The sequence below is a fragment of the Actinoplanes sp. URMC 104 genome (genome assembly GCF_051386375.1).
Classification (GTDB): Bacteria; Actinomycetota; Actinomycetes; order Mycobacteriales; family Micromonosporaceae; genus Actinoplanes.
This window is the reverse complement of the sequence record NZ_JBPQTO010000002.1, coordinates 1,124,556-1,149,718: the sequence shown is the minus strand read 5'-3', so window position 1 is coordinate 1,149,718 and position 25,163 is coordinate 1,124,556. Positions and strand designations below refer to the sequence as shown.

The window sequence follows — 25,163 nt, the reverse complement described above, 5'->3', positions numbered from 1 at the left end:
CGTGCGAGACTGGTTGTGCCATGACGATTCTTCCGGTCATCCCGACCAGCCCCGACCAGCCCGATGCGGTGACCACCCGGCGCCGTCCGTCGATGCCTCCCCGCCACCTCGCCGACCTCGACCTGGCCGCCCGCAAGGCGGCGGTGACCACGCTCGGCGAGCCCGCGTTCCGCGCCAAGCAGCTCTCCACGCACTACTTCGGCCGGCTCGTGCGCGACATCGACCAGATGACCGACCTGCCCGCGGCGACCCGCGCCCGGCTCACCGGCGACCTGCTGCCCACGCTGCTCACCCCTGTACGTGAGCTGGCCTGTGACGACGGCGCGACGCGCAAGACGCTGTGGCGGCTGCACGACGGCGCGCTGGTGGAGAGCGTCCTGATGGGCTATCCCGACCGCGTGACCGCGTGCGTGTCGAGCCAGGCGGGCTGCGGCATGGCCTGCCCGTTCTGCGCCACCGGCCAGCAGGGGCTGACCCGCAACCTGTCGATCGCCGAGATCGTCGACCAGGTGGTCTACCTCGCCGGCGTCGCCGCGAGCGGCGCGGTCACCGGCTCGCCCCCGCGGCTGTCGCGGGTCGTCTTCATGGGCATGGGCGAGCCGCTGGCCAACTATCCGCGTGTGATCGAGGCTGTGCGCCGGCTCATCGCGCCGGCGCCCGAGGGTCTGGGACTTTCGCAACGGCACATCACCGTCTCGACCGTGGGTCTGGTGCCCGCAATCCGCCGGTTGACGGCCGAAGACCTCCAGGTGACCCTTGCGCTGTCCCTGCACGCCCCCGATGATGATCTGCGCGATGAGCTAGTGCCCGTCAACCAGCGCTGGAAGGTGGCCGAGGTGCTCGATGCCGCGTTCGATTACGCGGCCCGGACCGGACGCCGGATCTCGATCGAGTACGCCCTGATCAGGGACGTCAACGATCAGCCCTGGCGCGCCGATCTGCTCGGTAAGCTCCTGCGCAGCAAGCTGGCGCATGTGAATCTCATCCCGCTGAACCCGACCCCGGGCAGCAAGTGGGATGCAAGTCCGAAACCGGTCGAGCGCGAGTTCGTCCGCCGGCTGCGCGAGGCCGGAGTGGCGACGACGGTCCGCGACACCCGGGGACGGGAGATCGACGGCGCGTGCGGCCAGCTGGCCGCGGGCGAGCTCACGGAGGCGAGCGCAGGGGGCGCCGCGGCCGACGCGGAGGTGGCACAGTGACTGGGCGCAGGTCCCAGCGAGCGAAGTGGGAGACGTTGTGACGAGTCAGGGGCAGCGTTTCCGGCGGCGTGCGCTGCGCCGGGGCTACAAGGTCGACGAGGTGGACGCCTTCCTCGACCGGGTCGAGGCCACCCTCTCCGGCGAGCAGGCGGGCCCGCCCGTCGGCGCGCAGGAGGTGCACGACGTGGTCTTCCGCGTGCGCTTCGGCGGCTACGACGAGTGGCAGGTGGACCTGCACCTCGACCGCGTCGAGCGGCAGCTGGCCGAGCTCGAGGACCGCGGCGGCCGGGGCGCGCCCGCCCCCGACCCCATGCGTGACTCGCTGCGCGGCGGCCTGTCGGCCGGCAGCATCGGCGGCGGCCCCAAGCAGGGGCTGGGCGCGGCGATGAGCGGCGGCATGGGCGGTCAGGGCATGGCCGGCCAGGGCATGGGTGGCCGGATGGCCCCGCCCACCGAGCGCCTCCCCGCTCCGCCGGTCCGTGACGACCGCTTCCAGCAGCAGCAGCCTCCGGCGCGCGGCCCGATGCAGCCCGACCCGTACGGCCGCTACGACGAGCCCACCGGATACGGCCAGCCGCCGCAGGCCCAGTTGCCGCAGCGGCCCCCCGCGCCTCCGCCCGCGTACGACCGCGACCCCCGCGGCTACGACCAGGGCCCCGGCTACGACACGGGCAGCTTCGAGTCGCCCGCAGGCGGGTTCGACGGCTTCGAGGCGGGCCGGCACGGCAAGACCGACATGACCGCCGAGATCCGCATGCCGCAGGCCGACCCGCGCGGCGGCTACGGCGGCCCCCCGCCCATGAGCGGCCCGCCGATGAGCGGCCCGCCGATGGGCAACGCCCCGATGAGCGGCCCGCCGATGGGCTACGGCAGCCAGCAGCCCCAGCTGCCCCCGCCCATGGGCGAGCCGGGCGGCGAGCTGCACCGGGTCGACCAGCTGCGGCGCACGTTCCAGCCGCGGCGGTTCGGCAGCGGCTACGACCCCGGCCAGGTCGACCGGCTCTTCGAGGGCATCCTGCAGGCGATGACCGGCCGCGGCCCGATGCCGGTGCCGGAGAACGACCTCGACATGCTGCAGTTCGGGCTGGTTCCCGGCGGCTACTTCGAGGCCGAGGTCGACGCCGCTCTGCGCGAGGTCAAGGACATCCTGACCCGACGGCGCTGAAACACCCGACGGCGCTGAAACACCCGACGGCGCTGAAACACCCGACAGCGCTGAAACGACGAAAGGCCCGCGGAAGCGGGCCTTTTTCGTGCCGGGAGGTTACTGGTCCTCGGCCTTGAGGCCGTTGCGGCGCATGACGGCGTCGATGATCACGGCGACGACCAGGCCGATCGCGAAGAGGGCGATCCAGATGTTCTCCGTGTTGCCCTCGTGGTTGCCCCAGAAGTAGAGCAGCATGACGAGGGCCGAGATGATGGCTGCGCGCTGACCCCGCTTGCGGTTGCCCGGCTTGAGCTGGTCGGGTGCGTAGACCGGATCCTGATCCGCGGCCACGGCGAAGTCCTTCCCTTTAAAAGGCGATGGCGTCCGAGGTCAAGTTTCGCACGGCGGCTCCGCGCGCGGCCCACCAACCCGGACCCGGTACCTTCGATGCGGTCGCCTTTCTTGGATCGAGGGAGTGAAACGGTGCGGATCACAGGCACGGGACACGCGAGCATGCGGATCGACACCGCCGCCGGCAGCATTCTGTGCGACCCGTGGGTCAACCCGGCCTATTTCGCCTCCTGGTTCCCGTTCCCCGACAACTCCCTGCTCGACTGGGAGACGCTGGGCGACGTCGACTACCTCTACGTGTCGCACCTGCACCGCGACCACTTCGACGCCGAGCACCTCAAGCGCTTCGTCAGCAAGAAGGCGACGGTGCTCCTGCCGGAGTACCCGACCAGCCAGCTCGAGGACGAGCTGCGCGAGCTCGGCTTCACCAGCTTCTTCAAGACCAGGTCGGACGAGGTTCACGAGCTCGACGGCGGTCTCAAGGTCATGATCCAGGCGCTGATCAGCCCCACCGACGGCCCGATCGGCGACTCCTCGCTCTGGGTCGAGCACGACGGCGTCCGCGTGCTCAACCAGAACGACGCCCGGCCGACCGACCTGACCCGGTTCAACGAGCTGGGCCACGTGCACGCCCACATGCTGCAGTTCTCCGGCGCGATCTGGTACCCGATGGTCTACGAGCTGCCCGAGGCCGCCAAGGCCGCGTTCGGCAAGCAGAAGCGCGACCGCCAGTTCGACCGCACCTGGCGCTACATCGACGACCTGAAGGCCGACCACGTCTTCCCGATCGCCGGCCCGCCGTGCTTCCTGGACGACACGCTCTGGCAGTTCAACGACATCTTCGGCGACGAGGGCAACATCTTCCCCGACCAGTCGGTCTTCCTGGAGGAGTACGCCAAGGTCGGCGGCACCAACGGCATCGTCCTGCTCCCGGGCAGCGTCACCTCGCTCACCGCCGACGGGAAGGCCGAGACCACGCACCCCACGCCGGTCGACGAGTTCTTCGCCAACAAGAAGCAGCACCTCGAGGAGATGCGCGAGCGCAAGGCCGCGGTCATCGAGGCCGAGAAGGCGTCCTGGCGCCACCCCGAGATCGACGTGCTGGGCGCGATGAAGAAGCGCATCGAGCCCCTCCTCGAGGAGTCGATCTACATGGCGCAGGGCGTCGGCGGCCCGGTCCGCTTCGACCTGACCGACTCGTTCGGCCCCGACGGCGAGGTCGTCGAGTCGATCGTGGTCGACTTCCCCGGCAAGCAGGTCCGCCCCTACGCCGACGAGAAGGTGCGCTACCGCTTCAAGACCGGCCGCGCGCTGATCGAGCACCTCATCCACATCGACGAGGGCGACTGGGTCAACAGCCTGTTCCTCAGCTGCCGCTTCTCTGCGGCCCGCATCGGGCAGTACAACGAGTACGTCTACGCGTTCTTCAAGTGCCTCTCCGAGGAGCGCCTGCAGTACGCCGAGGGCTGGTACGACGAGCACGAGAAGGCCGTCGAGGCCGAGGACACCCAGCTGGGCGATTGGACGGTCCAGCGCCGTTGCCCCCACCTCAAGGCCGACCTGAGCCGCTTCGGCATGGTCGACGGCAACGTGCTGACCTGCCAGCTGCACGGCTGGAAGTTCGACCTGCCCACCGGCCGCTGTCTCACCAGCGTCGGCCACAAGATCCGCGCCGAGAAGACAAATTCCTGAGAAGCAGATGTCGTAGCGGGGTGGGGGGTACGGACCGTCGCTCCCGCCGGGACCGTGGCGGGGCGAGCAGGGCGCCGGCGCGCCCAGAACGCTCACCCCGCCACGGCGACCTGAGTGAGTGGTCGCGCCCGGCATGAACCCGACCTGGCTGCCCGCGCCGACCGTGGAGGCGCTGCGGGCCGCGCTGCGCACGGTCGCTCCCGACCTCGCCGACCGTCCCGTCCGCGTTCGCCGGCTCATCCCCGAGACCGACCCGCAGTGGTGCGCCGCGACCGCCGTCGTCGACGACCGCGTCGTGGTGAAGTTCGCCTGGTCCCACCCCGCGGCGCTACGCGTCTGCGCGCAGGCCCGGACCCTGACCGCCTTGCGCACGGCCGCCCCGCAGCTGCCCCTGCCCGAGGTGGTGGGGTTCTCCCGCACACCCGCCCTGCTGCTGACCCGCTACGAGCCCGCGGAGCCCTTCTTCGCCGTCCGCCCCCTGATCACGCCCGCCGACCACCCCGCGGTGGCGCACGATCTGGCGTCCGTCCTCGCCGCCCTCCACGACCCCGCCCTGCTGGACGCGGTTCCCGACCCGGTCGCCTCTGCGCTACCCGCGACAACCGGCACGCTGCGCGCCCGGCTCGGTCCGCACGTTCGCCCCGACCAGCGCGATCACGTGCTGTCGTGGTGCGAGTGGGCGGACCGCGCGCTCGCAGCTCCCGCCCGGACCGTCCTGGTGCACGGCGACCTGCACGGCGACAACCACCTCTGGGACCCCTCGACGCTGCGGCTGCGCCTGCTCGTCGACCTGGAGACGGCGGGTCCCGGCGAGCCCGAGTTCGACTTCCGCTGCCTGCCCGCCGACTGCGGCGCCGAGCTGTTCCCGGCGGTCGTGGCCCGCTACGAACAGCTGACCCGCACCCGCCTCGACGTGGGCCGCATCCTCGCCTGGCACCTGCGGACCGTCCTGGACGATGTCCTGTGGCGCACCGAGGCCGGCGTCCCCCTCCCCGACAACCGCACCCCGTCCGACTGGGTCGACGACCTGGCCGCCCGGCTCGACGCGCTCAGACGCTGAGGTCGCGCAGGATGCGTCGCGCGGCGTTGTGGCCGGCCGCGCCGATGACGCTGCCCGCGGGGTGGGCGCCGGCGGAGCCCGCGTAGAGCCCGTCGAGCCCGGTGAAGTAAGGCATGCGCTCGTCGAAGGCGACCGTGTTGTCGACGTGGTGGATGTGCCCGCCGGTGATGCCGAAGTGCTGCTCGATGCCGGGTGGGGTCAGCGGCATCGTGTCGGCGACCAGCGCCCGGGTGCCGGGGGCGTAGCGCTCGCAGATGTCCAGCAGCCGGTCGACGTACGCGGGAAGCTCGTCCTCCCAGGTGGAGCCCGCGGGGGTGTAGGGCACCGACTGCACGAACAGCGCGGAGGAGTGGTGCCCCTCGGCGTCCTGCAGCGAGGGGTCGACCGTGGTGTGCAGGTACCACTCGATGGTGGGCTCCTCGGGCAGCCGCCCGGCCTGCACGTCGGCCCACATGGCGCGCAGCGCGGCCATGGGGGAGTCGGACTCGGCGTGGCCCGCGAGCGCGGCCGAGCCGGGCAGCAGGTGGATCGTGGCGCCGAACGGCGAGGGCGAGCCCGGCGGCAGGCAGGAGAACCGGGGCAGCCCCCGCAGGGCCAGGTTGAGCTTGAGCGTGGTGCCGGGACGCCGTACGGCCGCCATGCGCTCGGTGAGCGAGGCCGGCAGCGCGCCCGGGGGCACCAGGTCCATCAGGCGGTACGGGTCGCAGGAGCCCAGCACGGCCCGGGCCCCGACGGTGCGGCCGTCGGCCAGGACCACGCCGCTCGCGGCGCCGCCGTCGACGGTGACCGCCTGCACGGGTGCGTCGGTCACGATCCGGGCGCCCGCGGCCCGTGCGGCCTCGGCGAAGACGCGGGTGACCGTGCCCATGCCGCCCTCGGCGATCATCCAGGTGCCGTCCGCGCCGGGCAGCCGGCACATGTTGTGCACGAGGAAGTTGTGCCCGGTGCCGGGGTCGTCGGGGCCGGCGTTCAGCCCGGACAGGCCGTCGGTCACCGCGTACATGCTCATCAGCAGTTCGCTCTTGAAGCCGAACCGGGCCAGGTAGTCGGCCACGGACCCGCGCACGAGGTCGATGAACGTGCTCTGCAGCTGCGGCCGGATGTAGCGGTCGGCGATCTGCTCCACGCTGCCGGGCTCGGCGAGCCAGGCGGGGGCCAGGTCGGCCCGCAGCGCGCCGATCTCGGCCGCGAGCTGCTCGTCGGCGATGACGTCGCGCCGGGAGAAGAAGCGCTCCAGCTGCGCGCGGGTGGCGGCGTGGTCGCGGCCGAACAGCAGGTGGGGCGAGCCGGCCGGGCCGGGCGTCGGCAGGAAGTAGTGCGGGTCGCGGCGTAGCACGGGGATGTCCACGTCGAGCGTGCGCAGCAGCTCCGGGGGCATGAGGCCCAGCAGGTAGGAGCCGGTGGAGTGGCCCAGCCCGGGCACCGCGGCGAACGGGTGCTCGGTGCGCGCGGCGCCGCCGATGACGCCGGACGCCTCGAGCACGACGACGCTGAGCCCGGCGCGGGCGAGCAGGATCGCGGAGACGAGGCCGTTGTGACCGGCGCCGATGATCACTACGTCGGACCGGGCGGGGAGCCCGGCGGCGGAGAGAGTGGTCATGACGCCTGAGCGTAGCGCGAGCGGCTCAGGATCCACGCCGGATCTGGTAGGCGCTGGCCGAGCGGGTGGCCGCGTAGCCGGCGAGCACGATGACGTGGAACAGGTAGAGCCAGAGGCCGACGGCGACCATGCCGCCGATCTCGTCGAACCCGCCGAACGGCGCGCCCAGGTCGAGCGGGAACGAGCAGAACAGCACGAAGCCGTGCAGGAACCCGGAGAGGTTCGCGGCGGTGAACGACCCGACCAGGACCGTCGACAGCCAGCGCGGGCGGCCCGGGGCCACGTACCGGTAGACCCAGATCAGCACCGGGGTGAGCACCAGCCAGGCGGCCAGGAACGACAGCACCACCCCGAGCACCGAGTACCAGCCGCCGCGTTCCCACAGGTCGGCGGTCGAGGGCAGCGCGAGGAACAACGCCAGCGTCAGCGCCGGGGCCGCCGCGAGCAGCGGCAGCCACAGCAGCCGGCCGCGCCAGCCGACCAGCGGCTCGCCGCCGGGGTCCCGCAGCGACACGAACGCCCGGCGCAGGCCCTCGCCGTAGAGGGTCGCGGGCAGCAGGCTGGCCAGCGCGAACAGCGGCGTCAGGTGCAGGCCGGCCTCGATCAGCGCGGCCAGGGCGTGCGGGGCGCCGATCTGGTCGGGGAGCGCCTCGATGGTGCGGCCGGTGAGCCGCCGCACGCGGTCCGCCCCGGCGATCAGCCCGGTGATCCAGACGGCGAGCAGCGCGATCGGCACGACCGCGATGCCGCCGTAGAACGTGACCGCGGCCGCGTGCAGTGCCAGATCCCGCCCGCGCAGGGGACGGAAGGGCACGGCCACCATCCGGCGCACCCGCCGCACCCAGCTCACCACGGCGATCCCCATACCCAGTTGTCCACAGCTCGACCCGTTGTCCACAGCCGGCGAACGCCGAGGGCATGCGGCGGTACGCTTTCGCCGGGCTTCCGGGAGGATGGGCGGCATGCGCGATCTCGTACTGCTCGGCTCGACCGGGTCCATCGGCACCCAGGCCATCGACATCGTGCGCCGCAACCCGGACAGGTTCCGGGTCGTGGGGCTCGGCGCCGGCGGCGGCAACGTCGCGCTGCTCGCCTCGCAGGCGCTCGAGCTCGCCGTCGAGGTGGTCGGGGTGGCCCGCGCCTCGGTGGTGCAGGACCTGCAACTCGCCTTCTACGCCGAGGCGCAGCGCCGCGGGTGGGCGACCGGCGACTTCAGGCTGCCCAGGATCGTGGCCGGCCCCGACGCGATGACCGAGCTCGCCCGGCAGCCGTGCGACGTGGTGCTCAACGGCGTCGTCGGCAGCCTCGGGCTGGCCCCCACCCTCGCCGCCCTCGAGTCGGGCCGCGTGCTGGCTCTGGCGAACAAGGAGTCGCTGGTCGCCGGCGGCCCGCTGGTGCGCCGCATCGCCAAGGAGGGCCAGCTCGTGCCGGTCGACTCCGAGCACTCCGCGCTGGCCCAGTGCCTGCGCGGCGGCGCGGCGGCCGAGGTGCGCCGGCTCGTGCTGACCGCCAGCGGGGGAGCGTTCCGGGGTCGCCGGCGCGAGGAGCTGACGAACGTCACACCGGACGACGCGCTCAAGCACCCGACGTGGGACATGGGCCCGGTCGTGACGATCAACACCGCCACGATGGTCAACAAGGGGCTCGAGGTGATCGAGGCGCACGAGCTGTTCGGCGTGCCCTACGACGACATCGAGGTGATGGTGCACCCGCAGTCGGTGCTGCACTCGATGGTCGAGTTCGCCGACGGCTCGACGCTCGCCCAGGCCAGCCCGCCCGACATGCGGCTGCCGATCGCGCTGGCGCTGGCCTGGCCCGAGCGGGTGCCCGGCGCGGCCGCCGGCGTCGACTGGCGCGAGGCGCACAACTGGGAGCTGCGCCCGCTCGACGACGAGGCGTTCCCGGCCGTACGGCTGGCCAAGCACGCGGGCCGGGAGGGCCGCTGCCGCCCGGCGATCTACAACGCCGCGAACGAGGAGTGTGTGGCCGCGTTCGTCGCCGGTCGGCTACCTTTTCTGGGCATCGTCGACACGTTGGAACGGGTGCTCGCGGCGGCACCGGACTTTGCCGAGCCGAGTACCGTCGAAGAGGTGCTCGCGGCCGAGTCCTGGGCGCGCGACCAGGCGCAGCAGATGATCGCTATCGCGGCAGAAGGAGCTTGATGCTGTACTGGGTGGGAGTGGCCGCGTTCGCGCTGGCCATCCTGATCTCTGTGAGCCTGCACGAGTTCGGCCACATGCTCACGGCCAAGGCCTTCGGCATGAAGGTCTCGCGCTACTTCGTCGGCTTCGGCCCCACGCTGTTCTCGTTCCAGCGGGGCGAGACCGAGTACGGGCTCAAGGGCATCCCGCTCGGCGGCTTCTGCAAGATCGTGGGCATGACGCCGCAGGACGACGACGTCGCCCCCGAGGACCAGCCCCGCGCGATGTGGCGGTTCCCGGTGTGGAAGCGCACGATCGTGATGTCGGCCGGCTCGATCACGCACTTCCTGCTCGCCGCCGTGGCCGCCTGGTTCGCCGCGATCTCGATCGGCCTGCCCAACACGGCCTATCCGCAGACCGACGCCGACACGCTGGCGCAGAAACCGGTCATCTCGATCACCGAGTGCACCTGGATCACCCTGCCGGCCACGCAGCAGACCTGCACCCCCGGTCAGAACGGCGCGGTCGCCGGCCCGGCGTACGCGGCCGGCCTGCGCGACGGTGACCTGATCACCCAGGTCGGCAGCACGCCGATCACGTCGTACGGCCAGCTCACCCAGGTGATCCGCTCGCTTCCCGCCGGACGGACGCCGTTCACGTACGAGCGCAACGGCACCACGGCCACGGCTCAGGTCGACCTCATCGCCGCCCAGCGTGCCCCGGTCACCGACTCGGCGGGCGCGACCACCACGGTGTCGGTGGCCGGCGTCGGCTGGGACGAGCGCAGCGTGCCGACCATGATCAAGTCGAGCCCGGTCGAGGCGTTCGGCGCGACCGCCGACTACGGCTGGTTCATCGTCAAGAACACGTTCGCGTCGCTCAAGAAGATCCCCGACAAGATCCCGGCGCTGTGGCACTCGATCACCGGCGCGGAGCGCGACCCCGAGACCCCGATCAGCGTGGTCGGCGCGAGCCGGCTCGGCGGCGAGGCCCTCGAGCACGGCGTGCCCGAGTTGTTCCTCAACGTCTTCATCTCGCTGAACGTGTTCATCGGCATCTTCAACCTGCTGCCGTTGCTGCCGTTGGACGGCGGTCACATCGCGATCGCCTGGTACGAGCGGGTGCGCTCGTGGCTCTACGCTCGGTTCCGTAAGCCCGACCCGGGTCGCGTCGACTACTACAAGCTGATGCCTGTCACCTACGCAGTCATCCTGATCGGTGGTGCGTTCACCCTGCTGACCGTCACCGCCGACCTCGTCAACCCGATCACGATCTTCAACAGGTGAGGCGAAAGTGACCGCTGTCAGTCTCGGTATGCCGGCCGTGCCCCCGCCGCCGCTGGCGCCCCGCCGGCACAGCCGGCAGATCATGGTGGGCAACGTGCCGGTCGGCGGCGGAGCGCCGGTCAGCGTCCAGTCGATGACCACCACGCTCACCGCCGACGTCAACAGCACGCTGCAGCAGATCGCCGAGCTCACGGCCGCGGGCTGCCAGATCGTCCGGGTCGCCGTGCCCTCGCAGGACGACGTCGAGGCGCTGCCCGCGATCGCCAAGAAGTCGCAGCTGCCGGTGATCGCCGACATCCACTTCCAGCCGAAGTACGTGTTCGCCGCGATCGACGCCGGCTGCGCGGCCGTGCGGGTCAACCCCGGCAACATCCGCCAGTTCGACGACAAGGTCAAGGAGATCGCGAAGGCGGCCTCCGACGCGGGCGTGCCGATCCGCATCGGCGTGAACGCGGGCTCGCTCGACAAGCGGCTGCTGCAGAAGTACGGCAAGGCCACCGCCGAGGCGCTGGTCGAGTCGGCGCTGTGGGAGTGCTCGCTGTTCGAGGAGCACGGCTTCCGCGACATCAAGATCTCGGTGAAGCACAACGACCCGGTCGTCATGATCCGGGCGTACCGCCAGCTGGCCGAGCAGTGCGACTACCCGCTGCACCTGGGCGTCACCGAGGCCGGCCCCGCGTTCCAGGGCACGATCAAGAGCTCGGTCGCCTTCGGCGCGCTGCTCGCCGAGGGCATCGGCGACACGATCCGGGTGTCGCTGTCCGCCCCGCCGGTCGAGGAGATCAAGGTCGGCACCGCGATCCTCGAGTCGCTGGGCCTGCGTGAACGCGGTCTCGAGATCGTCTCCTGCCCATCGTGCGGCCGGGCCCAGGTCGACGTCTACACGCTGGCCGAGCAGGTCACCGCGGCGCTCGACGGCTTCCCGGTGCCGCTGCGCGTGGCCGTCATGGGCTGCGTCGTCAACGGCCCCGGCGAGGCGCGCGAGGCCGACCTCGGCGTCGCGTCCGGCAACGGCAAGGGTCAGATCTTCGTCAAGGGCCAGGTCATCAAGACGGTCCCCGAGTCGATCATCGTTGAGACCCTGGTCGAGGAGGCGCTGCGGCTGGCCGACCAGATGGGCGCCGACCTGCCCGACGAGCTCCGCGAGCTGCTCCCCGGCCCCCAGGTCACCGTCCACTGACCACACGCCCGATGTGCTGACCGGCCCCGTCGAGCCTTCGGCGGGGCTGGTCCGTCCCCAGACCGCGGCGGCCGGGGCAGGCCCCGTGCGCAGGCTGCGGCGGTCGGGATGAGCCCGTGCGCGGGCCGTGGCGGCGCTTCGTACGTCTAGAAGAGCACCGTCGCGAACGAGCCGGCCGACACGAAGCCGCACCGGGCGTACACGCGCCGTGCTGACGTGTTGTAGTCGTTCACATAGAGGCTCACGGTGGGTGACACGCGTCGCAGGGCGTCGCGCACCACGGCGGCCATCGCGGGGGCGGCCAGGCCGCGTCCCCGGAACTCGGGGTCGACCCACACGCCCTGCACCTGCGCCGTGCGGTGCGTCACGATCGCCAGCTCGGCCTTGAAGATCACCCGGTCGCCGACGAAGCGCGCGTACGCCCGCTTGCCCTTGACCAGCTCCGCGATCCGCCGCCGGTAGCCGCGCCCGCCGTCGTCGAGCAGCGGCGAGACCCCGACCTCCTCGGTGTACATCGCGACCGCGGCCGGGAACAGCGCGTCGACCTCGCCCGGCCGCACCAGCCGCACCTCGGGGTCGGCGGCGATCGACGGGTCCCGGTCGGCGACCATCAGCGGCTGGTTGGGCCGCACGTCGCGGGCCCGTCCCCAGTGGCCGCCCAGCCTGTCCCACAGGTCGAGCACCGCGTCGGACCGGCCGATGATCGACGAGCAGATGCGCGGCTCCGCGCCGAGCATCTCGGCGAACGCGGCGGTGGCCGCGGGCGTCGAGCACACCGGCACGAGGTGGGCGCCCGACCAGATCAGCGACTCGACGCGACGGCCGGGACCGTACCCGAAGATTCGTCCGTCCGAGCGCCACCAGTTCAGGCCGTGCAGGGTCACCCGCTCGGCGATCTGGGCGCCGGCGTAGGGGTCGCGGTCGAGGATCTTCTCGACCTGCGCGCGCTCGGACTCCCCGAGCTGGCGAATCGGCACCGTCAGCACACCTATCACATTGCCAGATCCGGGGCCCTCCACACCCATCGCGGCCCGGTCCTACCCGAAAACCCTTGCACCCGATGCGTTGCCGATATATCGTCTAACTATCGACAACAGATCGGAGATAGTCATGAGGAACGTTCATCACGGCCCGCACGGCTTCCGTGGCCGCGGCTTCACCTTCCCGCCCGGGTTCCCGTTCGGCGGCCCCGGCGACTTCGGTCCCGGCGGCCCGTTCGGCGGCCCCGGTCATCGAGGCGGCCGTCGCGGTGGCCGCGGCTCCCGGCCCAACGTGCGCACCGCCGTCCTGGCGCTGCTGCTCGAGCGGCCGATGCACGGCTACGAGATGATCCAGGAGCTCGACTCCCGGACGAACGGCATCTGGCGGCCCAGCCCCGGCTCGATCTACCCGACGCTGCAGCTGCTCGAGGACGAGGGCCTCATCGAGCCCGAGGCCTCCGAAGGTCGCAAGAGCTACCGCTTGACCGCCGACGGCCGGCCCGAGGCCGAGACGGCCGCGCAGAACCCGCCGTGGGCCTCGATCGGCGACGACACCATGTCGCAGGTGCAGGACTTCCGCGACGCGGCGGTGGGCATCATGGGCGCGCTCAAGCAGGTCGGCTTCAACGGCACGCCCGAGCAGCGCCAGCGGGCCCTCGAGATCCTGAACGAGACCAGGCGCAAGCTGTACGCCATCCTCGCCGACGGTGAGTGAGCAGGACGCGGAAAAGGCGCACCCCCACCCGGGGAGTGCGCCTTTTTGTGAGGTCAGCGGGGGTGGGCGAAGGCCAGCGGCACGGACGCGGGCTGGCCCTCCCAGGTGCCGAAGAGCACGGCCCCCGGGTGCGACACGGCCTGGCTCAGCCGGCGCGGCACGACCAGGGTCAGCTTGTCGGTCTCGACGACCGTGGGGTCGGCGGTGTCCACCGCGGTGATCGCGGTGACGGCCCGCGCCTCGGCGAAGTCGCTGGAGATGAGGCTGGTGGTGACCGTCATGCTCGGCGGGCGGGGCACGAGGTGGCCGTCCTCCTCGACGAACTCCTGCGCCTGGCCGCTGCCGGTGAGCAGGGCCTGCGCCAGCGCCTCGGCGTACACGACGTCGCCGGTGCCGTCGTAGACCCAGCGCGCGCCCAGCGTCGAGTGCTGCGTGGTGCCGACCAGCCACTCGTCGGCGCCCTCGAGCGGCGCGCCGCGGTAGGTGAGCGGGATCTGATAAGTGGCGCCGTCGCCGGCGGTGACGAGCAGCGTCTCGATGCCGACCTCGCCCTCGGGGTCGTCGAAGCGGTAGGACGCGACCCGCTCGACCGCGGCGCCGGACGCGCCTTGATACCACGAGCGGCTCGGGAGCCACGCCGACAGCAGTACAACCTTGGTGGGACTCAACGTCGCCTTGTGGATCAATGCCATGCGCCGCATCGTAGTTTCTCGACGCCCGCGGCGGAGGCGGGTGAACGGCCGGAACCTGACGTCAACGGCCCAGCGCGGTGAGCAGGTCGAGGATTGCGGGGACGTCGCCGGAGGTCAGGGTCGGCGTGGGGAGCAGCGCCATGGCGGGCACGGTCACCCCCGCGTCCACATAGGCCTGCACCTTGGCACGGCACTGCTCGGGGGAGCCGTGCACGATCAGGTCGTCGACCACCTCGTCCGGGATGGCGGCCAGCGCGCCCTTGCGATCGCCGGACGACCAGGCCTGCCACAGCGGGTTCAGAGCGTCGCCGCGGCCCAGCCAGCGGTGGAACTCGGCGTAGGCGGGCACCGTCAGGTACGCGGCGATCGTGCGCCGGCCCACGCGCCGGGCCTGCTCCGCGTCCTCGGTCGGGCACACGAAGATCCGCGCGGCCACCTCGAAGTCCCGCTTGACCTCGGCGAGTGCGGCCGGCACGTCCGCGGCGGAGAGCCAGTTGAGGATCACGCCGTCGGCCTCGGCGGCGGCAAGACGCAGCATGCCCGGGCGCAGCGCGGCGAGCAGGATCTGCGGCGGGGTCGCCGGCGGCCGCTCGAGCCGGAACCGCCGTACGGCGAAGGTGTCGAACTCGTCGTCGACGAGCTCGCCGGCCAGCGCCGCCCGCAGGAAGCGCAGCATGTCGCGGCTGCGCTGGAACGGCTCGGTGAACTCCACGCCGTTCCAGTCGCCGACCACCACCGGCGACGACGCGCCGATGCCCAGCTGGAACCGCCCGGGAGCCGCCTCGGCCAGCGCGGCCGCGGTCATCGCGAGCAGCCCCGGGCCGCGGGTGAAGACGGGCGCGATCGCCGTGCCCAGGCGGAACGAAGGGTTCCATGCGGCGGCGAGCGTCAGCGGCGTGAACGCGTCGGAGCCGGCCACCTCCGAGGTCCACAGGTCGGTGAAACCGGCGTCGGCCAGCGCCCGGAAGACCGTGGCGTGCTCGGAGAGCGGAATGCCGCCCAGCGGAACCGTCATGCCCCATCGCGTCGACATGCCCATGATCCTGCCCTGGCGCGGCAGTGAGGTCCACCACCATCGCCGCGCTTCGATCAACTCCCGGAGTACATTTTTGAACTGACCGGTCAGTTCAATCGCAGGAGGCGGTCATGACGGTACTCGGGGCCCGCGGGGCAGGCGTCCGCAGGCGCGGCCGCCGTCGCGGCGACCCGTGGCTGTTCCGTGAACTCGATGTCACGGTCGAGGCCGGCGATCTCGTCGCGGTCGTGGGACCGCCCGGCAGCGGCCGGACGACGACGCTGCTCGCGCTGGCACGCCGGTTCCGGCTGACGGCCGGGCGGGTCGACGTGCGCGGACGGGTGTCGCTGGGCCACGTCCCCGACGTCTCCGCCCCCGAACCGGTGTTCACGGTCGCCGAGCATGTGCGCGAACGGCTCGCCCTGCTCGGGCGGCGCCACGCCCCGGTCCCGTTGCACGGTCTCGATCCGCGGAAGCAGGGTCAGGACCTCTCCCCGTACGAGAGACAGGTCCTCGGCGTCGTGCTGGCCGAGCTCGCCGAGCCGGCCGCGATCGCGCTCGACGGTTTCGACGACGGCCTCGACCCGCGGGAGCAGGAGTCCCTGTGGGCGTTGCTCACCGAGATCGCGGCCCGCGGCAGGGCGGTGCTCGTGACCGCCCGCGAGGTCGACCCGTCCCGCTTCACGACCGTGATCCGCCTGAGCACCGAGGGTGGGCTCGCGGCAGGGGAGCGGGAAGAGGCGGGACGATGAGGCTGTCCACACCGGCGCTGGCGGGGATGGAGCTGCGGCGGTTTCTGCGCGGGCACCTCACGCGGGCGGCGCTGGCGACCCTGGCGGTGATTCCGCTGCTGTACGGGGCGCTCTACCTCTACGCGTTCTGGGACCCCTACGGCCGGCTCAACCACATCCCTGCGGCGCTCGTGGTCGAGGACCGGACGGCCACCGCGAGCGACGGCACCCAGGTGCACGCGGGCAGGGACATCGCGGACGAGCTGATCGACCGGCAGGTCTTCGACTGGCACGTCACCGACGAGGCGGGGGCGGAGAAGGGGCTCGCGGACGGCAGCTACCAGTTGCTGCTGCGGATCCCGGCCGACTTCTCGACCGACCTGACCAGCGGGCCGGACGCGAGTGAGCAGCCGCAGGCGGCCCGGCTCACGGCGGTCAGCGACGACGCCACCAACTACCTCACGGGGGTCTTCGCCCGGACGGCGTTCGACGAGGTGCGGTCCGCGGCGGCGGCCAGTGCCTCGGCGGACTACTTCGACAAGATGCTGATCGGGTTCACCGACCTCAAGCAGCAGACCGAGAAGGCCGCGGACGGGGCCGCCAAGCTCGAGAACGGCGCAGGCGACGCCAGGTCGGGCGCGGACCGGCTCGCGGGCGGCCTGGACGACGCGAAGTCGGGCGCCGGACGACTGCGCAGCGGCCTCGGCACGGCGGCCGGCGGTGCGGAGGATCTCGCGGACGGGCTGGCGCAGCTCGACGCCGGCGCCCAGCAGCTGGCGACCGGCACGCGGCAGGCGGCGGACGGGGGACGCCGGCTGGCGGGCGCGGTCGACGCGGCCGCGGACGAGGCGGAGCCGCTGCTGCGCGACAATGCCGAGCGGATCGCGGACGCCGCGACGCTGGTGGCGCGCGGGGCGGACACGCTGGCGGCCAACATCGGCGCGATCGACGACGCCGCCGACCGGGCGCTGCGCAACGCCGAGCAGCTGCAGGACTATCTGGACGGGTTGCCGGACGACACCGAGGGCATCGGGCAGGCGCGCGAGCTCGCGGGCCGGCTGGTCGGCGCCGCCCGTCAGGTGCAGTCCCGGATCGCCGGCGCCGACCTCGCGACGCTGCGCACCGAGCTGCGCCAGGTCGCGGCCACGGCTCGCCGCATCGCCGCCGCGGCCCCGCACCTCGCGGACGACGTGCGGCGCGCCCGCACCCAGGTCGACCAGCTCGCCGCGGGCCTCGACCGGCTCGCGACCGGCGCGGACCGGCTCGGCGACGGCACCGCGCAGGCCCGGCAGGGCGCGCTCGACCTGGCGGGCGGCCTCTACCGGCTGTCCTCCGGCGCCCGCGAGCTTTCCGGCGGCCTCGGCACCCTGGCGGACGGCGGTCACCAGCTCGCGGACGGGCTGGACCGGCTGCAGGGCGGCGCGGAGCAGCTCGCCTCGGGGCTGGCCGACGGCGCCGAGCAGATCCCCGGGTACGGCGACGACCCCAGCCACCGCGCCGACGTGCTCGGCGATCCGGTGTCGCTGGACCGCACCGTGCGGCACCCGGCAGGCACGTACGGCGTGGGGTTCGCCCCGTACTTCCTCGCCCTGGCCCTCTGGGTGGGCGCGATGATCACGTACATGGTGCTGCGCCCGCTCAACCGCCGCTATCTGGTCTCGGAGGCGCCCACGTGGCGGGTCGCTGCGGCCGGGCTGCTGCCCGCGGTCGCCGTCGGGTTCGTGCAGGCCACGCTGCTGTTCTCGGTGGTGCACTTCGCGCTCGGGCTCGACCCGGTGCACCCGCTGGCCACGTGGGGGCTGCTCGCGCTGACGGCCGCCGTGTTCGCGGCGATCATGCAGCTGCTCGGCGCGGCCCTGGGCGCCGCCGGCCGCGTCGCCGCGCTCGCGCTGCTGATGCTGCAGCTCACGTCGTCGGGCGGCACCTATCCGGTGCAGACCTCGCCAGAGTTCTTCCAGGCGATCCACCCGTTCCTGCCGATGACGTACGTGGTGCAGGCCGTGCGGCACGCCGTCGACGGCGGCCCGTGGGGCACCGTGCTCACGGGTGCCGCGCTCCTGGTGGCGTACGGGATGGGGGCCTTTGTCCTCACCCTACTGGCCGCGCACCGGAGCCGGCGCATGACAGTGGCCGACCTGCATCCAGAATTGGTGCTATGACGACGGACCGGCGGACGCGCACGCGGCAACGGCTGTTCGAGGCGGCCGTCGAGCTCATCGCCGAGCAGGGCTTCTCGGCGACCACCGTGGACGACATCGCGCTGCGGGCGCAGGTCGCCAAGGGCACCGTCTACTACAACTTCAAATCCAAGACCGACCTGTTCGAGGAGCTTCTGCGGTACGGCATCGGGCTGCTCACCGACGAGTTCCGCGCGGCCGTGGACGGGCTGCCCCCGCGCGAGGCGGTGGCAGCCCTGGTCCGCAGCCAGCTCGAGTACATCCGCCGTTACCGCGCCTTCGCCCAGCTGCTGCTGAGCGAGATGTGGCGCACCAACCGGGAGTGGCAGCAGACGCTGGTGCTGCTGCGCGAGCAGGCGATCGGCGTGATCGCGGAGACCGTCCGGGCCGGCGTCGACTCCGGCGACCTGCCCGCCGACCTGGACGTGCGCGTGGCCTCGTCGGCCCTGTTCGGCGTCGGCCTGGTGGTGGCCGTCGACTGGCTGGTGTTCATGCCCGAGCGCCCCATCGAGGACGTCGAGGAGTCGCTGCTCGCGATCGTGCGCCGGGTCGGCGGCACTACGCCGTAGTCCTCGCCCGCCAGGCCGTCGCCCACGAGGTCTTGCCGTTGTAGCGCAGCAGCGACCCCTCGTAGAGGCGGGCGCCCGCGGCGAGCAGCGCGACGGCCGTGACCGCCATGATGAGCAGCGCGGCGAACGGCTCCCAGCCCGCGGCGTCCCCGTTGAAGATCCGCACCGGCATCGCGACCGGCGCCGAGAACGGCACGTACGACAGGATCCGCATCACCAGGTCGTTCTCGCCGAAGAAGATCACCGCGAAGAACGGCAGCATGACGGCCATCTGCACGGGCTGCGAAACGCCGTTGAGCTCCTCCGGCCGCGACGCCAGCGCGCCCACGCCCGCCCACAGCGCGGCCAGCATGGCGAAGCCGATCAGGAAGAACGCGACGAACCAGCCGATTGCCGGCTCCAGGAGGTGCAGCACGCCGCGGTCCAGCCCGGCCAGCCGCGCGCCGATCAACGTCACCACGGCGATCAGAGCCACCTGCGCGAACGCCAGCAGGCCGAGCGCGGCCACCTTGCCGGCCAGCAGCGCGCGGGTCGGCACGCTGGCGACGAGGATCTCCACGATCCGGGTCTGCTTCTCCTCGGTGACGCTCTGCGCGATCTGCAGGCCGAACAGCAGCGACGTGAAGAAGAAGACGAACGCCAGCGCGAACGGCACGATGTACGCCAGGAACGGGTCCACGGCATCGGGTTCCAGCAGCCGTACGGGCGGTTCCGTGCTCAGCGCCCGGGCCACCTCGCCGGGCCGGTCCTGCAGCGCGATCACCTCGGGCCCGGACACCACGGCGGCGTCCACGTCGCCGTCGCGCACGAGCTTCTCGGCGGCCGCGTCGTCGGCGACCACGCGTACCTCGAGGTCCGGTGACTGCTCCAGCCGCGCGGCCGTGGCCCGGTCGGCGACCGCCACCGAGGACGGCCCGCCGGCGAACACGGCCGGCAACACGGTGACCGCGATCGAGAACAGCAGGAAGAACACCGTGCTGAAGATGAACGTCTTGTCGCGCAGCTTCATCCTGATCTCGCGAGCGGCGACGACCTTGGCGGCGGCGTACGTAGTCATCGGACGACCTCTCGGAAGATCTCGGTCAGGGACGGGACGACGGGGCCGAACGACCGCACCGGGCCACGCTCCAGCGCGGCGAGCAGCACCTTCTGGTCGTCGAACCCGGCGTCCAGGTCGAAGACGGCGCGCGGGCCGTCGAGGTCGAGCAGGGTCACCCCGGGCTGGTCGCGCAGCCAGCCGGCGTCGGCGTCGACGAGCAGCTCGTAGCGGGGCACGGCGTGCCTGGTCCGCAGCGACGCGCGGTCGCCCGCGGCGCGGATCGAGCCGTCCGCGATGATCACCAGGTCGTCGCAGAGCCGTTCGACCAGGTCGAGCTGGTGGCTGGAGAACAGCACCGGCACCCCGGCGGCGGCCCGGTCGCGCAGCACGTCGACCATCACCTCGACGGCGAGCGGGTCGAGGCCCGAGAACGGCTCGTCGAGCACCAGCACCTCGGGGTCGTGCACGAGCGCGGCGGCGACCTGAGCGCGCTGCTGGTTGCCCAGCGACAGCTTCTCGACCTGCTCGCCGGCCCGCTCGCCCAGCCCCAGCCGGTCGAGCAGGGCGGACGTGCGCCGCTCGGCGTCGGCGCCGCTCAGCCCGTGCAGGCGGCCGAGGTAGACGATCTGGTCGTGCACGGTCATCTTCGGGTACAGGCCGCGTTCCTCGGGCATGTACCCGAACCGCTGCCGCATCTCGCGGTTCAGCGGGCGACCGTCCAGGGTCACCTCGCCGGCGTCCGCGGCGAGCACGCCCAGGATGATCCGCATCGTGGTGGTCTTGCCGGCGCCGTTCGCGCCGACGAAGCCGGTCAGCTTGCCGCCCCCCACGGCGAACGACACGTCCTTCAGAACGGCCCGGTCGCCGAAGCGGCGGCTGACGGAATCGACGTTCAGCACGGTGGTCATGCCCACGACGCTAGGCAATCCGGCGCCGGAAAACGTCCGGCCCGAGCATGATCCGCCGGGTCCTCCGCGCGGAGGACCCGGGTCGGCTCAACCGCCCGGACGGACCACCCCGAGCTCGTACGCCATCACGACCGCCTGCGTACGGTCACGCGCCCCCAGCTTGGTCAGCACCCGGCTCACGTGGGTCTTGACCGTGGTCTCGCCCAGGTGCAGCGCGGCGGCGATCTCGGCGTTCGTGGCGCCGCCCGCGAGCGCCACCAGCACCTCGTGCTCGCGCGGCGTGAGCTCGCCGAGGCGGGCGGCGGGCTCGGCGCGGGCGGCCGCTCCGGGCCGGGCGAACGCCGAGATCACGCGCCGGGTGATCTCGGGCGCCAGCAGCGCGTCGCCGCGCGCGACCACCCGTACGGCCTCGACCAGCGACTCCGGCGAGCTGTTCTTGAGCAGGAAGCCGCTCGCGCCCGCCTCGAGCGCCGCGAACAGGTAGTCGTCGCGGTCGAACGTGGTCAGGATCAGCACCGACGGGCCACCGCCCGCGGCGACGATCCGGCGGGTGGCCTCGAGCCCGTCCATGCCGGGCATCTCGACGTCCATCAGCACCACGTCGGGCGCGTGCCGGGCGGCCGCCTCGACCGCCCGGGCACCGTCCTCCGCCTCGCCGACGACCTCGATGTCGTCCTCGAGGTCGAGGATCACGCGGAAGCCGGTGCGGACCAGCCGGTGGTCGTCCGCGAGGAGGACCCGGATCACGAGGCCACCGCCTGCTCGGCCCCGCGCTGGGCGGGCACCGTGGGCGCGAGCGGCAGCCGGGCACGCACCCGGAAGCCGCCCGCCGACCGGTTGCCGGCCTCGACCGTGCCGCCCAGCACGGCGACGCGTTCGCGCATCCCGACCAGGCCCATCCCGCCGCCGCTGCCGCCGGTGGTGGTCGAGCCGCGGCCGTCGTCGGCCACGTCGATCTCGAGGTCGCGGGCCAGGTAGCGCAGCCGCACGTCGATCGTGGACGCGTTCGCGTGCTTGAGCGCGTTGGTCACCGCCTCCTGCACGATCCGGTACGCGGCCTGCGACGTCGAGCCGGCAAGCGGCACGGCCGTGCCGTAGACCGCGAACTCCGCGGTGAGCCCGGCCTCGCGTACCCGCTCGAGCAGTTCCCCGACCCGCTCGACGCCCGCGGTCGGCGCGGGCGCCGGCTCGTCCGACGTCCGCAGCGCGCCCAGCATGCGGTGCAGCTCGTCCACGGCTGTCCGCGCGCTCTCCTCGACGGCGGTCAGCGCGTCGCGGGCGGTGCCGGCGTCGCGGTCCATGGCCCGCCGGGCGGCCGCCGCCTGGATGCCCATGACCGAGACGTGGTGGGCGACGACGTCGTGCAGCTCCCGGGCGATCCGCACCCGCTCGGTGAACACGGCCTGATCGGCCGCCGCGGCCCGCGCCTGGCGCAGCTGCCCGGCCTGCTCGACGAGGATGGCCTCGCGCCGGGCGGCCAGCCACGCCGTCTCGCCGAAGAAGTACGAGAAGCCGAACACCACCATGTTGATCAGCACCTGGTTGACGATCCCGGCCAGCAGCGGCGGCAGCTCGCCGGAGCCGCCCGGGATCCCGCCCTCGGGCACCTGGTCGGCGGCGATCAGCCAGGCGATGGCGAGCCAGCCGAACATCGCGCCGATCACCACGATGCGCAGCCAGCGGGCGCGCGGGCGGTCCTGCGCCCAGGCGCCCGCCGCGTAGATCGCCGCGAAGATGGCCCCGGAGGCGAACTGGATCTCCTGTGCGCCGCGCACCTGCCCGGCGATGAACACCACGGCGGTGAACACCATGACCGCCTCGGGGTGCGAGCGCCGCCAGACCAGCGGCAGCGTGACGGCGAAGCCGAAGGCGAGCTGCTCGGCCAGGCTGCGCTCGACGCCCCAGACGAAGACGCCGGCGCTGCGGCTGAGCACCACGTTGAGCAGCGCGCCGGCGACCACGACGAGGCCGATGACGAGGTCGATGCGGCGTTGCCGAGGGGTCGGTCCCGGTCGTCGCCAGTCGTCGAGGCTGGACATGCCCTTCAGGCTGCCACAGCCGGGCGCGACGGCCTCAGGTCGCGCGGTAGTAGTGGGTCTTTGCGATGTCCGGACGGGTCTGGGTGGGGATGTCCGCGTCGTCGGTGGGGCTGAGCGTCCCGCCCAGGTCGAGGATCTGGCGGTGCGCCGCGGCGAGCCGGTCCTCGAGCATCACGATGCGGCAGGCGGCGGTGAGCAGGATGCCCTCGTCGAGCAGTTGCCGGACGCGCAGGGCGAGCTGCAGCTGGTGGCGGGAGTAACGGCGGTGGCCGCCGTGGGAGCGCTCGGGCTCGATCAGGCCCGCGGCGCCGAGGCTGCGCAGGAAGGCCGGCGTCACGCCGATCATGCCGGCGGCGCGGCCCATGGTGTACGCCGGGAAGTCGGCGTCGTCGAAGGTCGTGCTCATGGTCCCTTCCGGGGGGAAGTCGTCTCCGGGGTGGCCGGCGCAGACGATCCAGGGCCCCGGCGGGTAACCGGGGCCCTGGCTTTTCAATTCTGGTGCCGGCCGTCGCCGGCGCATGCGGTCGTCCGCCTGCGTGCCGCTAGCGGACCACCGGAGTGAAGGGCATCGGCTGCGATCACCTCTCGTCGGGTCGGGGACGTTGTGACTGCGTGTTGCTGCGGTATCTCGTCCTCCTTAACCAACTCAGCGTCTGTGCCAGTTGCGTGTCGGCTGTGCGTGGCCGACGCCTTGAATGCTATGCCCGTCGCCTCCGAATTTCTAGTACCGCCGCTACAGATTTTTTGGACATATCGCTGGCGCCATAGGTATCGCCGCAGGTGAGAGCGGTGCGGGAGAGCGGGGGGAGTGCGGCGGCGCGGGACGGGCGCGTGGCGCGGCGATGCCGCGTGAGAGAGAGGTGACCGCGCCCCGCGCCGCCGCGGGCCGGGGCGCCGAAGGCGGCCCCGGGTGTTCGCGAAGCCTGCCGAGGGCTCGCGTGCTGTGGTTACGAGTGTGCGGCCGGGCCGGTGGCGCGGCAACGCAATTAACGCTGTGCATTGACGCGCGTAACACAGCGGGTAGATCATCACGGCACGCCGTGGCCCCGGTCACAGCACCCCTTCGGTAAGGGAGCCGCACATGAGCGCCAACCCCGCACCCAGCACCGACGAAGAACGCCTTGCCCAACTCGGCTACCAGCAGGAACTGCATCGCCGACTGTCCGGCTTCTCGAACTTCGCGGTCTCCTTCTCGATCATCTCCATCCTGGCCGGCGCGATCACCTCGTACGGGATCGCCATGACCGCCGGCGGCCCGATCGCCATCACCCTGGGCTGGCTGTTCGTCGGCGTCATGGTGACCTTCGTGGCGCTGGCCATGGCCGAGGTGTGCTCGGCCTATCCGACCGCCGGCGCGCTGTACTGGTGGGCCGCCGCGCTGGCCAAGCGCAACAAGGCCGCCTGGGCCTGGTTCGTCGGCTGGTTCAACTTTCTCGGCGAGGTCGCCGTCACCGCCGCCATCGACTTCGGCGCCGCGATCACGACCTCGGCGTTCCTCAGCCTGACCTTCGACATGGAGGTCACCACCGGCCGGACGTTCCTGATCTTCCTGGTGATCATCGTCGTGCACGGCCTGCTCAACACGTTCGGCGTCAACCTCGTCCGGCTGCTGTCGGACGTCAGCGCCTGGTGGCACCTGGTCGGTGTGGCCGTGATCGTCGGCGTGCTGGCGTTCGTGCCGGACAATCACAAGCCGATCTCCGAGGTCTTCACCGAGGTGCACAACGCCACCGGCTTCACCTTCGCCGGGGCGAGCGTGTACGCGGTGCTCATCGGCCTGCTGATGGCGCAGTACACGTACACCGGGTACGACGCCTCGGCGCACGTGGCCGAGGAGACGCACGACGCCGCCCGCGCCGCCCCGCGCGGCATCGTCATGTCGGTGGTGGTGTCGGTGATCGCCGGCTTCGTGCTGCTGTTCGCGATCACGTGGTCGATCCAGGACTACGAGGCCGAGCGCACCACCGAGCTGGCCCTGCCGCCCGCGCAGATCTTCATCGACGCTGCAGGCCACGACCTGGGCACGTTCCTGCTGTTCATCTGCATGGTGGCGCAGTGGTTCTGCGGCATGGCCTCGGTGACCGCGAACTCCCGGATGTCGTACGCGTTCGCCCGCGACGGCGCGCTGCCCGGCTCGCGGCTGTGGAAGCAGGTCAACCCGCGCACGGGCACGCCGACCAACTCGATCTGGCTGTGCGTGACGCTGTCCACCCTGCTGGTGCTGCCGTCGCTGTGGAACACCACGGCGTACCTGGCGGCCACCTCCGTCGCCGTGATCGGCCTCTACATCGCGTACGTCATGCCGGTGTTCCTGCGGCGCAAGCTCGGCTCCGAGTTCGAGCCCGGCCCGTGGAACCTCGGCCGGTGGAGCGCGCCGGTCGGCTGGATCGCGATCGTCTGGGTAGCGATCATCTGCGTGCTCTTCGTCCTGCCGACCGCCAGCCCGATCACCGCGGCGAACTTCAACTACACGATCTTCGCGGTTCTGGTCGTGCTGGCCTTCGCCACGATCTGGTGGTTCGTGAGCGCCCGCAAGTGGTTCACCGGCCCGAAGCAGAACCTGATCGAGAAGGCCGCGCACGGCGAACCCACGTTGCCGACCGAGTAGTCATCCGGGGCCGGGCTTGCGCCCGGCCCCTTGG

At 72.2% G+C, this 25,163-nt stretch carries 23 protein-coding genes; 12 read left to right on the top strand and 11 right to left on the bottom strand.

What is annotated here, in order from left to right; translation table 11 throughout:
• Positions 1 to 20: 20 nt before the first annotated feature.
• Positions 21 to 1,199 carry a 23S rRNA (adenine(2503)-C(2))-methyltransferase RlmN gene (gene rlmN, locus ACSNN8_RS06280; RefSeq protein ID WP_436647509.1) on the top strand — a complete coding sequence of 393 codons (1,179 nt, stop codon included), beginning with the start codon at positions 21 to 23 and terminating at the stop codon, positions 1,197 to 1,199.
• A 37-nt stretch (positions 1,200 to 1,236) separates the two neighbouring features.
• Complete coding sequence (locus ACSNN8_RS06275) at positions 1,237 to 2,364, top strand: DivIVA domain-containing protein (RefSeq protein WP_436647507.1); 1,128 nt, start codon at positions 1,237 to 1,239, stop codon at positions 2,362 to 2,364.
• Positions 2,365 to 2,463: 99 nt separating this feature from the next.
• On the opposite strand, the gene ACSNN8_RS06270 is transcribed toward ACSNN8_RS06275, so the two are convergent.
• The gene (locus tag ACSNN8_RS06270) at positions 2,464 to 2,697 is read right to left on the bottom strand and encodes a DUF2631 domain-containing protein (protein ID WP_436647505.1); all 234 of its coding nucleotides are present in this window, start codon (positions 2,695 to 2,697) and stop codon (positions 2,464 to 2,466) included.
• Between the two features lie 132 nt (positions 2,698 to 2,829).
• Between ACSNN8_RS06270 and ACSNN8_RS06265 the strand changes: the two genes are divergently transcribed.
• Together ACSNN8_RS06265 and ACSNN8_RS06260 are read left to right on the top strand one after the other, a co-directional pair.
• Positions 2,830 to 4,389 carry a Rieske 2Fe-2S domain-containing protein gene (locus tag ACSNN8_RS06265; protein WP_436647504.1) on the top strand — a complete coding sequence of 520 codons (1,560 nt, stop codon included), beginning with the start codon at positions 2,830 to 2,832 and terminating at the stop codon, positions 4,387 to 4,389.
• 133 nt (positions 4,390 to 4,522) lie between these two features.
• Positions 4,523 to 5,449 carry a phosphotransferase family protein gene (locus tag ACSNN8_RS06260; protein WP_436647502.1) on the top strand — a complete coding sequence of 309 codons (927 nt, stop codon included), beginning with the start codon at positions 4,523 to 4,525 and terminating at the stop codon, positions 5,447 to 5,449.
• Here ACSNN8_RS06260 and ACSNN8_RS06255 read toward each other — a convergent pair.
• Positions 5,439 to 7,049, bottom strand: coding sequence for a phytoene desaturase family protein (locus ACSNN8_RS06255; protein WP_436647501.1), 1,611 nt, complete (start codon positions 7,047 to 7,049; stop codon positions 5,439 to 5,441). The genes ACSNN8_RS06260 and ACSNN8_RS06255 overlap by 11 nt on opposite strands.
• Before the next feature lie 25 nt (positions 7,050 to 7,074).
• A complete protein-coding gene (locus ACSNN8_RS06250; RefSeq protein WP_436647499.1) occupies positions 7,075 to 7,914 on the bottom strand; it encodes a YhjD/YihY/BrkB family envelope integrity protein in 840 nt (279 codons plus the stop codon).
• A gap of 88 nt (positions 7,915 to 8,002) precedes the next feature.
• Between ACSNN8_RS06250 and dxr the strand changes: the two genes are divergently transcribed.
• From dxr to ispG, 3 genes are read left to right on the top strand one after another with little or no spacing between them, the layout of a single operon-like run.
• Positions 8,003 to 9,211: a 1-deoxy-D-xylulose-5-phosphate reductoisomerase gene (dxr, locus tag ACSNN8_RS06245; protein ID WP_436647498.1), complete on the top strand. Its 1,209-nt coding sequence runs from the start codon at positions 8,003 to 8,005 to the stop codon at positions 9,209 to 9,211.
• Positions 9,211 to 10,476, top strand: a complete 1,266-nt coding sequence (locus ACSNN8_RS06240; RefSeq protein WP_436647497.1) for a M50 family metallopeptidase — start codon at positions 9,211 to 9,213, stop codon at positions 10,474 to 10,476. The genes dxr and ACSNN8_RS06240 overlap by 1 nt, the downstream gene beginning before the upstream one ends.
• A gap of 7 nt (positions 10,477 to 10,483) precedes the next feature.
• Complete coding sequence (gene ispG, locus ACSNN8_RS06235; RefSeq protein ID WP_436647495.1) at positions 10,484 to 11,656, top strand: flavodoxin-dependent (E)-4-hydroxy-3-methylbut-2-enyl-diphosphate synthase; 1,173 nt, start codon at positions 10,484 to 10,486, stop codon at positions 11,654 to 11,656.
• A gap of 146 nt (positions 11,657 to 11,802) precedes the next feature.
• On the opposite strand, the gene ACSNN8_RS06230 is transcribed toward ispG, so the two are convergent.
• Positions 11,803 to 12,642 carry a GNAT family N-acetyltransferase gene (locus tag ACSNN8_RS06230; protein ID WP_436647494.1) on the bottom strand — a complete coding sequence of 280 codons (840 nt, stop codon included), beginning with the start codon at positions 12,640 to 12,642 and terminating at the stop codon, positions 11,803 to 11,805.
• Positions 12,643 to 12,766: 124 nt separating this feature from the next.
• On the opposite strand from ACSNN8_RS06230, the gene ACSNN8_RS06225 reads away from it, so the two are divergent.
• Complete coding sequence (locus ACSNN8_RS06225) at positions 12,767 to 13,351, top strand: PadR family transcriptional regulator (protein ID WP_436647492.1); 585 nt, start codon at positions 12,767 to 12,769, stop codon at positions 13,349 to 13,351.
• Between the two features lie 53 nt (positions 13,352 to 13,404).
• Here ACSNN8_RS06225 and ACSNN8_RS06220 read toward each other — a convergent pair whose 3' ends face one another.
• Positions 13,405 to 14,043 (bottom strand): CG0192-related protein, encoded by a 639-nt coding sequence (locus ACSNN8_RS06220; protein ID WP_436647490.1) that lies wholly within the window; start codon positions 14,041 to 14,043, stop codon positions 13,405 to 13,407.
• 61 nt (positions 14,044 to 14,104) lie between these two features.
• On the bottom strand, positions 14,105 to 15,076 hold the full coding sequence (locus ACSNN8_RS06215; protein ID WP_436647489.1) for an LLM class F420-dependent oxidoreductase: 972 nt from the start codon (positions 15,074 to 15,076) through the stop codon (positions 14,105 to 14,107).
• 113 nt (positions 15,077 to 15,189) lie between these two features.
• Between ACSNN8_RS06215 and ACSNN8_RS06210 the strand changes: the two genes are divergently transcribed.
• The 3 genes from ACSNN8_RS06210 to ACSNN8_RS06200 are packed head-to-tail and all read left to right on the top strand — an operon-like array spanning position 15,190 to position 18,535.
• Positions 15,190 to 15,810, top strand: coding sequence for an ATP-binding cassette domain-containing protein (locus ACSNN8_RS06210; RefSeq protein ID WP_436647487.1), 621 nt, complete (start codon positions 15,190 to 15,192; stop codon positions 15,808 to 15,810).
• Positions 15,807 to 17,948 (top strand): YhgE/Pip family protein, encoded by a 2,142-nt coding sequence (locus ACSNN8_RS06205; RefSeq protein WP_436647485.1) that lies wholly within the window; start codon positions 15,807 to 15,809, stop codon positions 17,946 to 17,948. Before ACSNN8_RS06210 ends, ACSNN8_RS06205 begins: the two co-directional genes overlap by 4 nt.
• Complete coding sequence (locus ACSNN8_RS06200) at positions 17,945 to 18,535, top strand: TetR/AcrR family transcriptional regulator (protein WP_436647483.1); 591 nt, start codon at positions 17,945 to 17,947, stop codon at positions 18,533 to 18,535. The genes ACSNN8_RS06205 and ACSNN8_RS06200 overlap by 4 nt, the downstream gene beginning before the upstream one ends.
• Here the strand turns inward: ACSNN8_RS06200 and ACSNN8_RS06195 are convergent.
• From ACSNN8_RS06195 to ACSNN8_RS06175, 5 genes are all read right to left on the bottom strand, one after another.
• Positions 18,525 to 19,592 (bottom strand): ABC transporter permease, encoded by a 1,068-nt coding sequence (locus tag ACSNN8_RS06195; protein ID WP_436647482.1) that lies wholly within the window; start codon positions 19,590 to 19,592, stop codon positions 18,525 to 18,527. The genes ACSNN8_RS06200 and ACSNN8_RS06195 overlap by 11 nt on opposite strands.
• A complete protein-coding gene (locus tag ACSNN8_RS06190; protein WP_436647481.1) occupies positions 19,589 to 20,482 on the bottom strand; it encodes an ABC transporter ATP-binding protein in 894 nt (297 codons plus the stop codon). The genes ACSNN8_RS06195 and ACSNN8_RS06190 overlap by 4 nt, the downstream gene beginning before the upstream one ends.
• A gap of 87 nt (positions 20,483 to 20,569) precedes the next feature.
• Positions 20,570 to 21,229: a response regulator gene (locus tag ACSNN8_RS06185; protein WP_436647479.1), complete on the bottom strand. Its 660-nt coding sequence runs from the start codon at positions 21,227 to 21,229 to the stop codon at positions 20,570 to 20,572.
• Positions 21,226 to 22,521 carry a sensor histidine kinase gene (locus ACSNN8_RS06180; RefSeq protein ID WP_436647478.1) on the bottom strand — a complete coding sequence of 432 codons (1,296 nt, stop codon included), beginning with the start codon at positions 22,519 to 22,521 and terminating at the stop codon, positions 21,226 to 21,228. Before ACSNN8_RS06180 ends, ACSNN8_RS06185 begins: the two co-directional genes overlap by 4 nt.
• Before the next feature lie 34 nt (positions 22,522 to 22,555).
• Positions 22,556 to 22,927, bottom strand: coding sequence for a MerR family transcriptional regulator (locus ACSNN8_RS06175; RefSeq protein ID WP_436647476.1), 372 nt, complete (start codon positions 22,925 to 22,927; stop codon positions 22,556 to 22,558).
• 675 nt (positions 22,928 to 23,602) lie between these two features.
• Between ACSNN8_RS06175 and ACSNN8_RS06170 the strand changes: the two genes are divergently transcribed.
• Positions 23,603 to 25,129, top strand: a complete 1,527-nt coding sequence (locus tag ACSNN8_RS06170) for an amino acid permease (protein WP_436647475.1) — start codon at positions 23,603 to 23,605, stop codon at positions 25,127 to 25,129.
• The last annotated feature ends 34 nt before the right edge of the window (positions 25,130 to 25,163 follow it).

Bases quoted from the DNA above. Each gene is read 5' to 3' on its own strand.
- rlmN (WP_436647509.1), top strand. From the start codon at position 21: ATGACGATTCTTCCGGTCATCCCGACCAGCCCCGACCAGCCCGATGCG.
- ACSNN8_RS06260 (WP_436647502.1), top strand. From the start codon at position 4,523: ATGAACCCGACCTGGCTGCCCGCGCCGACCGTGGAGGCGCTGCGGGCC.
- ACSNN8_RS06255 (WP_436647501.1), bottom strand. From the start codon at position 7,049: ATGACCACTCTCTCCGCCGCCGGGCTCCCCGCCCGGTCCGACGTAGTG.
- ACSNN8_RS06250 (WP_436647499.1), bottom strand. From the start codon at position 7,914: ATGGGGATCGCCGTGGTGAGCTGGGTGCGGCGGGTGCGCCGGATGGTG.
- dxr (WP_436647498.1), top strand. From the start codon at position 8,003: ATGGGCGGCATGCGCGATCTCGTACTGCTCGGCTCGACCGGGTCCATC.
- ACSNN8_RS06240 (WP_436647497.1), top strand. From the start codon at position 9,211: ATGCTGTACTGGGTGGGAGTGGCCGCGTTCGCGCTGGCCATCCTGATC.
- ACSNN8_RS06225 (WP_436647492.1), top strand. From the start codon at position 12,767: ATGAGGAACGTTCATCACGGCCCGCACGGCTTCCGTGGCCGCGGCTTC.
- ACSNN8_RS06220 (WP_436647490.1), bottom strand. From the start codon at position 14,043: ATGGCATTGATCCACAAGGCGACGTTGAGTCCCACCAAGGTTGTACTG.
- ACSNN8_RS06215 (WP_436647489.1), bottom strand. From the start codon at position 15,076: ATGTCGACGCGATGGGGCATGACGGTTCCGCTGGGCGGCATTCCGCTC.
- ACSNN8_RS06210 (WP_436647487.1), top strand. From the start codon at position 15,190: ATGACGGTACTCGGGGCCCGCGGGGCAGGCGTCCGCAGGCGCGGCCGC.
- ACSNN8_RS06205 (WP_436647485.1), top strand. From the start codon at position 15,807: ATGAGGCTGTCCACACCGGCGCTGGCGGGGATGGAGCTGCGGCGGTTT.
- ACSNN8_RS06200 (WP_436647483.1), top strand. From the start codon at position 17,945: ATGACGACGGACCGGCGGACGCGCACGCGGCAACGGCTGTTCGAGGCG.
- ACSNN8_RS06195 (WP_436647482.1), bottom strand. From the start codon at position 19,592: ATGACTACGTACGCCGCCGCCAAGGTCGTCGCCGCTCGCGAGATCAGG.
- ACSNN8_RS06190 (WP_436647481.1), bottom strand. From the start codon at position 20,482: ATGACCACCGTGCTGAACGTCGATTCCGTCAGCCGCCGCTTCGGCGAC.
- ACSNN8_RS06180 (WP_436647478.1), bottom strand. From the start codon at position 22,521: ATGTCCAGCCTCGACGACTGGCGACGACCGGGACCGACCCCTCGGCAA.
- ACSNN8_RS06175 (WP_436647476.1), bottom strand. From the start codon at position 22,927: ATGAGCACGACCTTCGACGACGCCGACTTCCCGGCGTACACCATGGGC.
- ACSNN8_RS06170 (WP_436647475.1), top strand. From the start codon at position 23,603: ATGAGCGCCAACCCCGCACCCAGCACCGACGAAGAACGCCTTGCCCAA.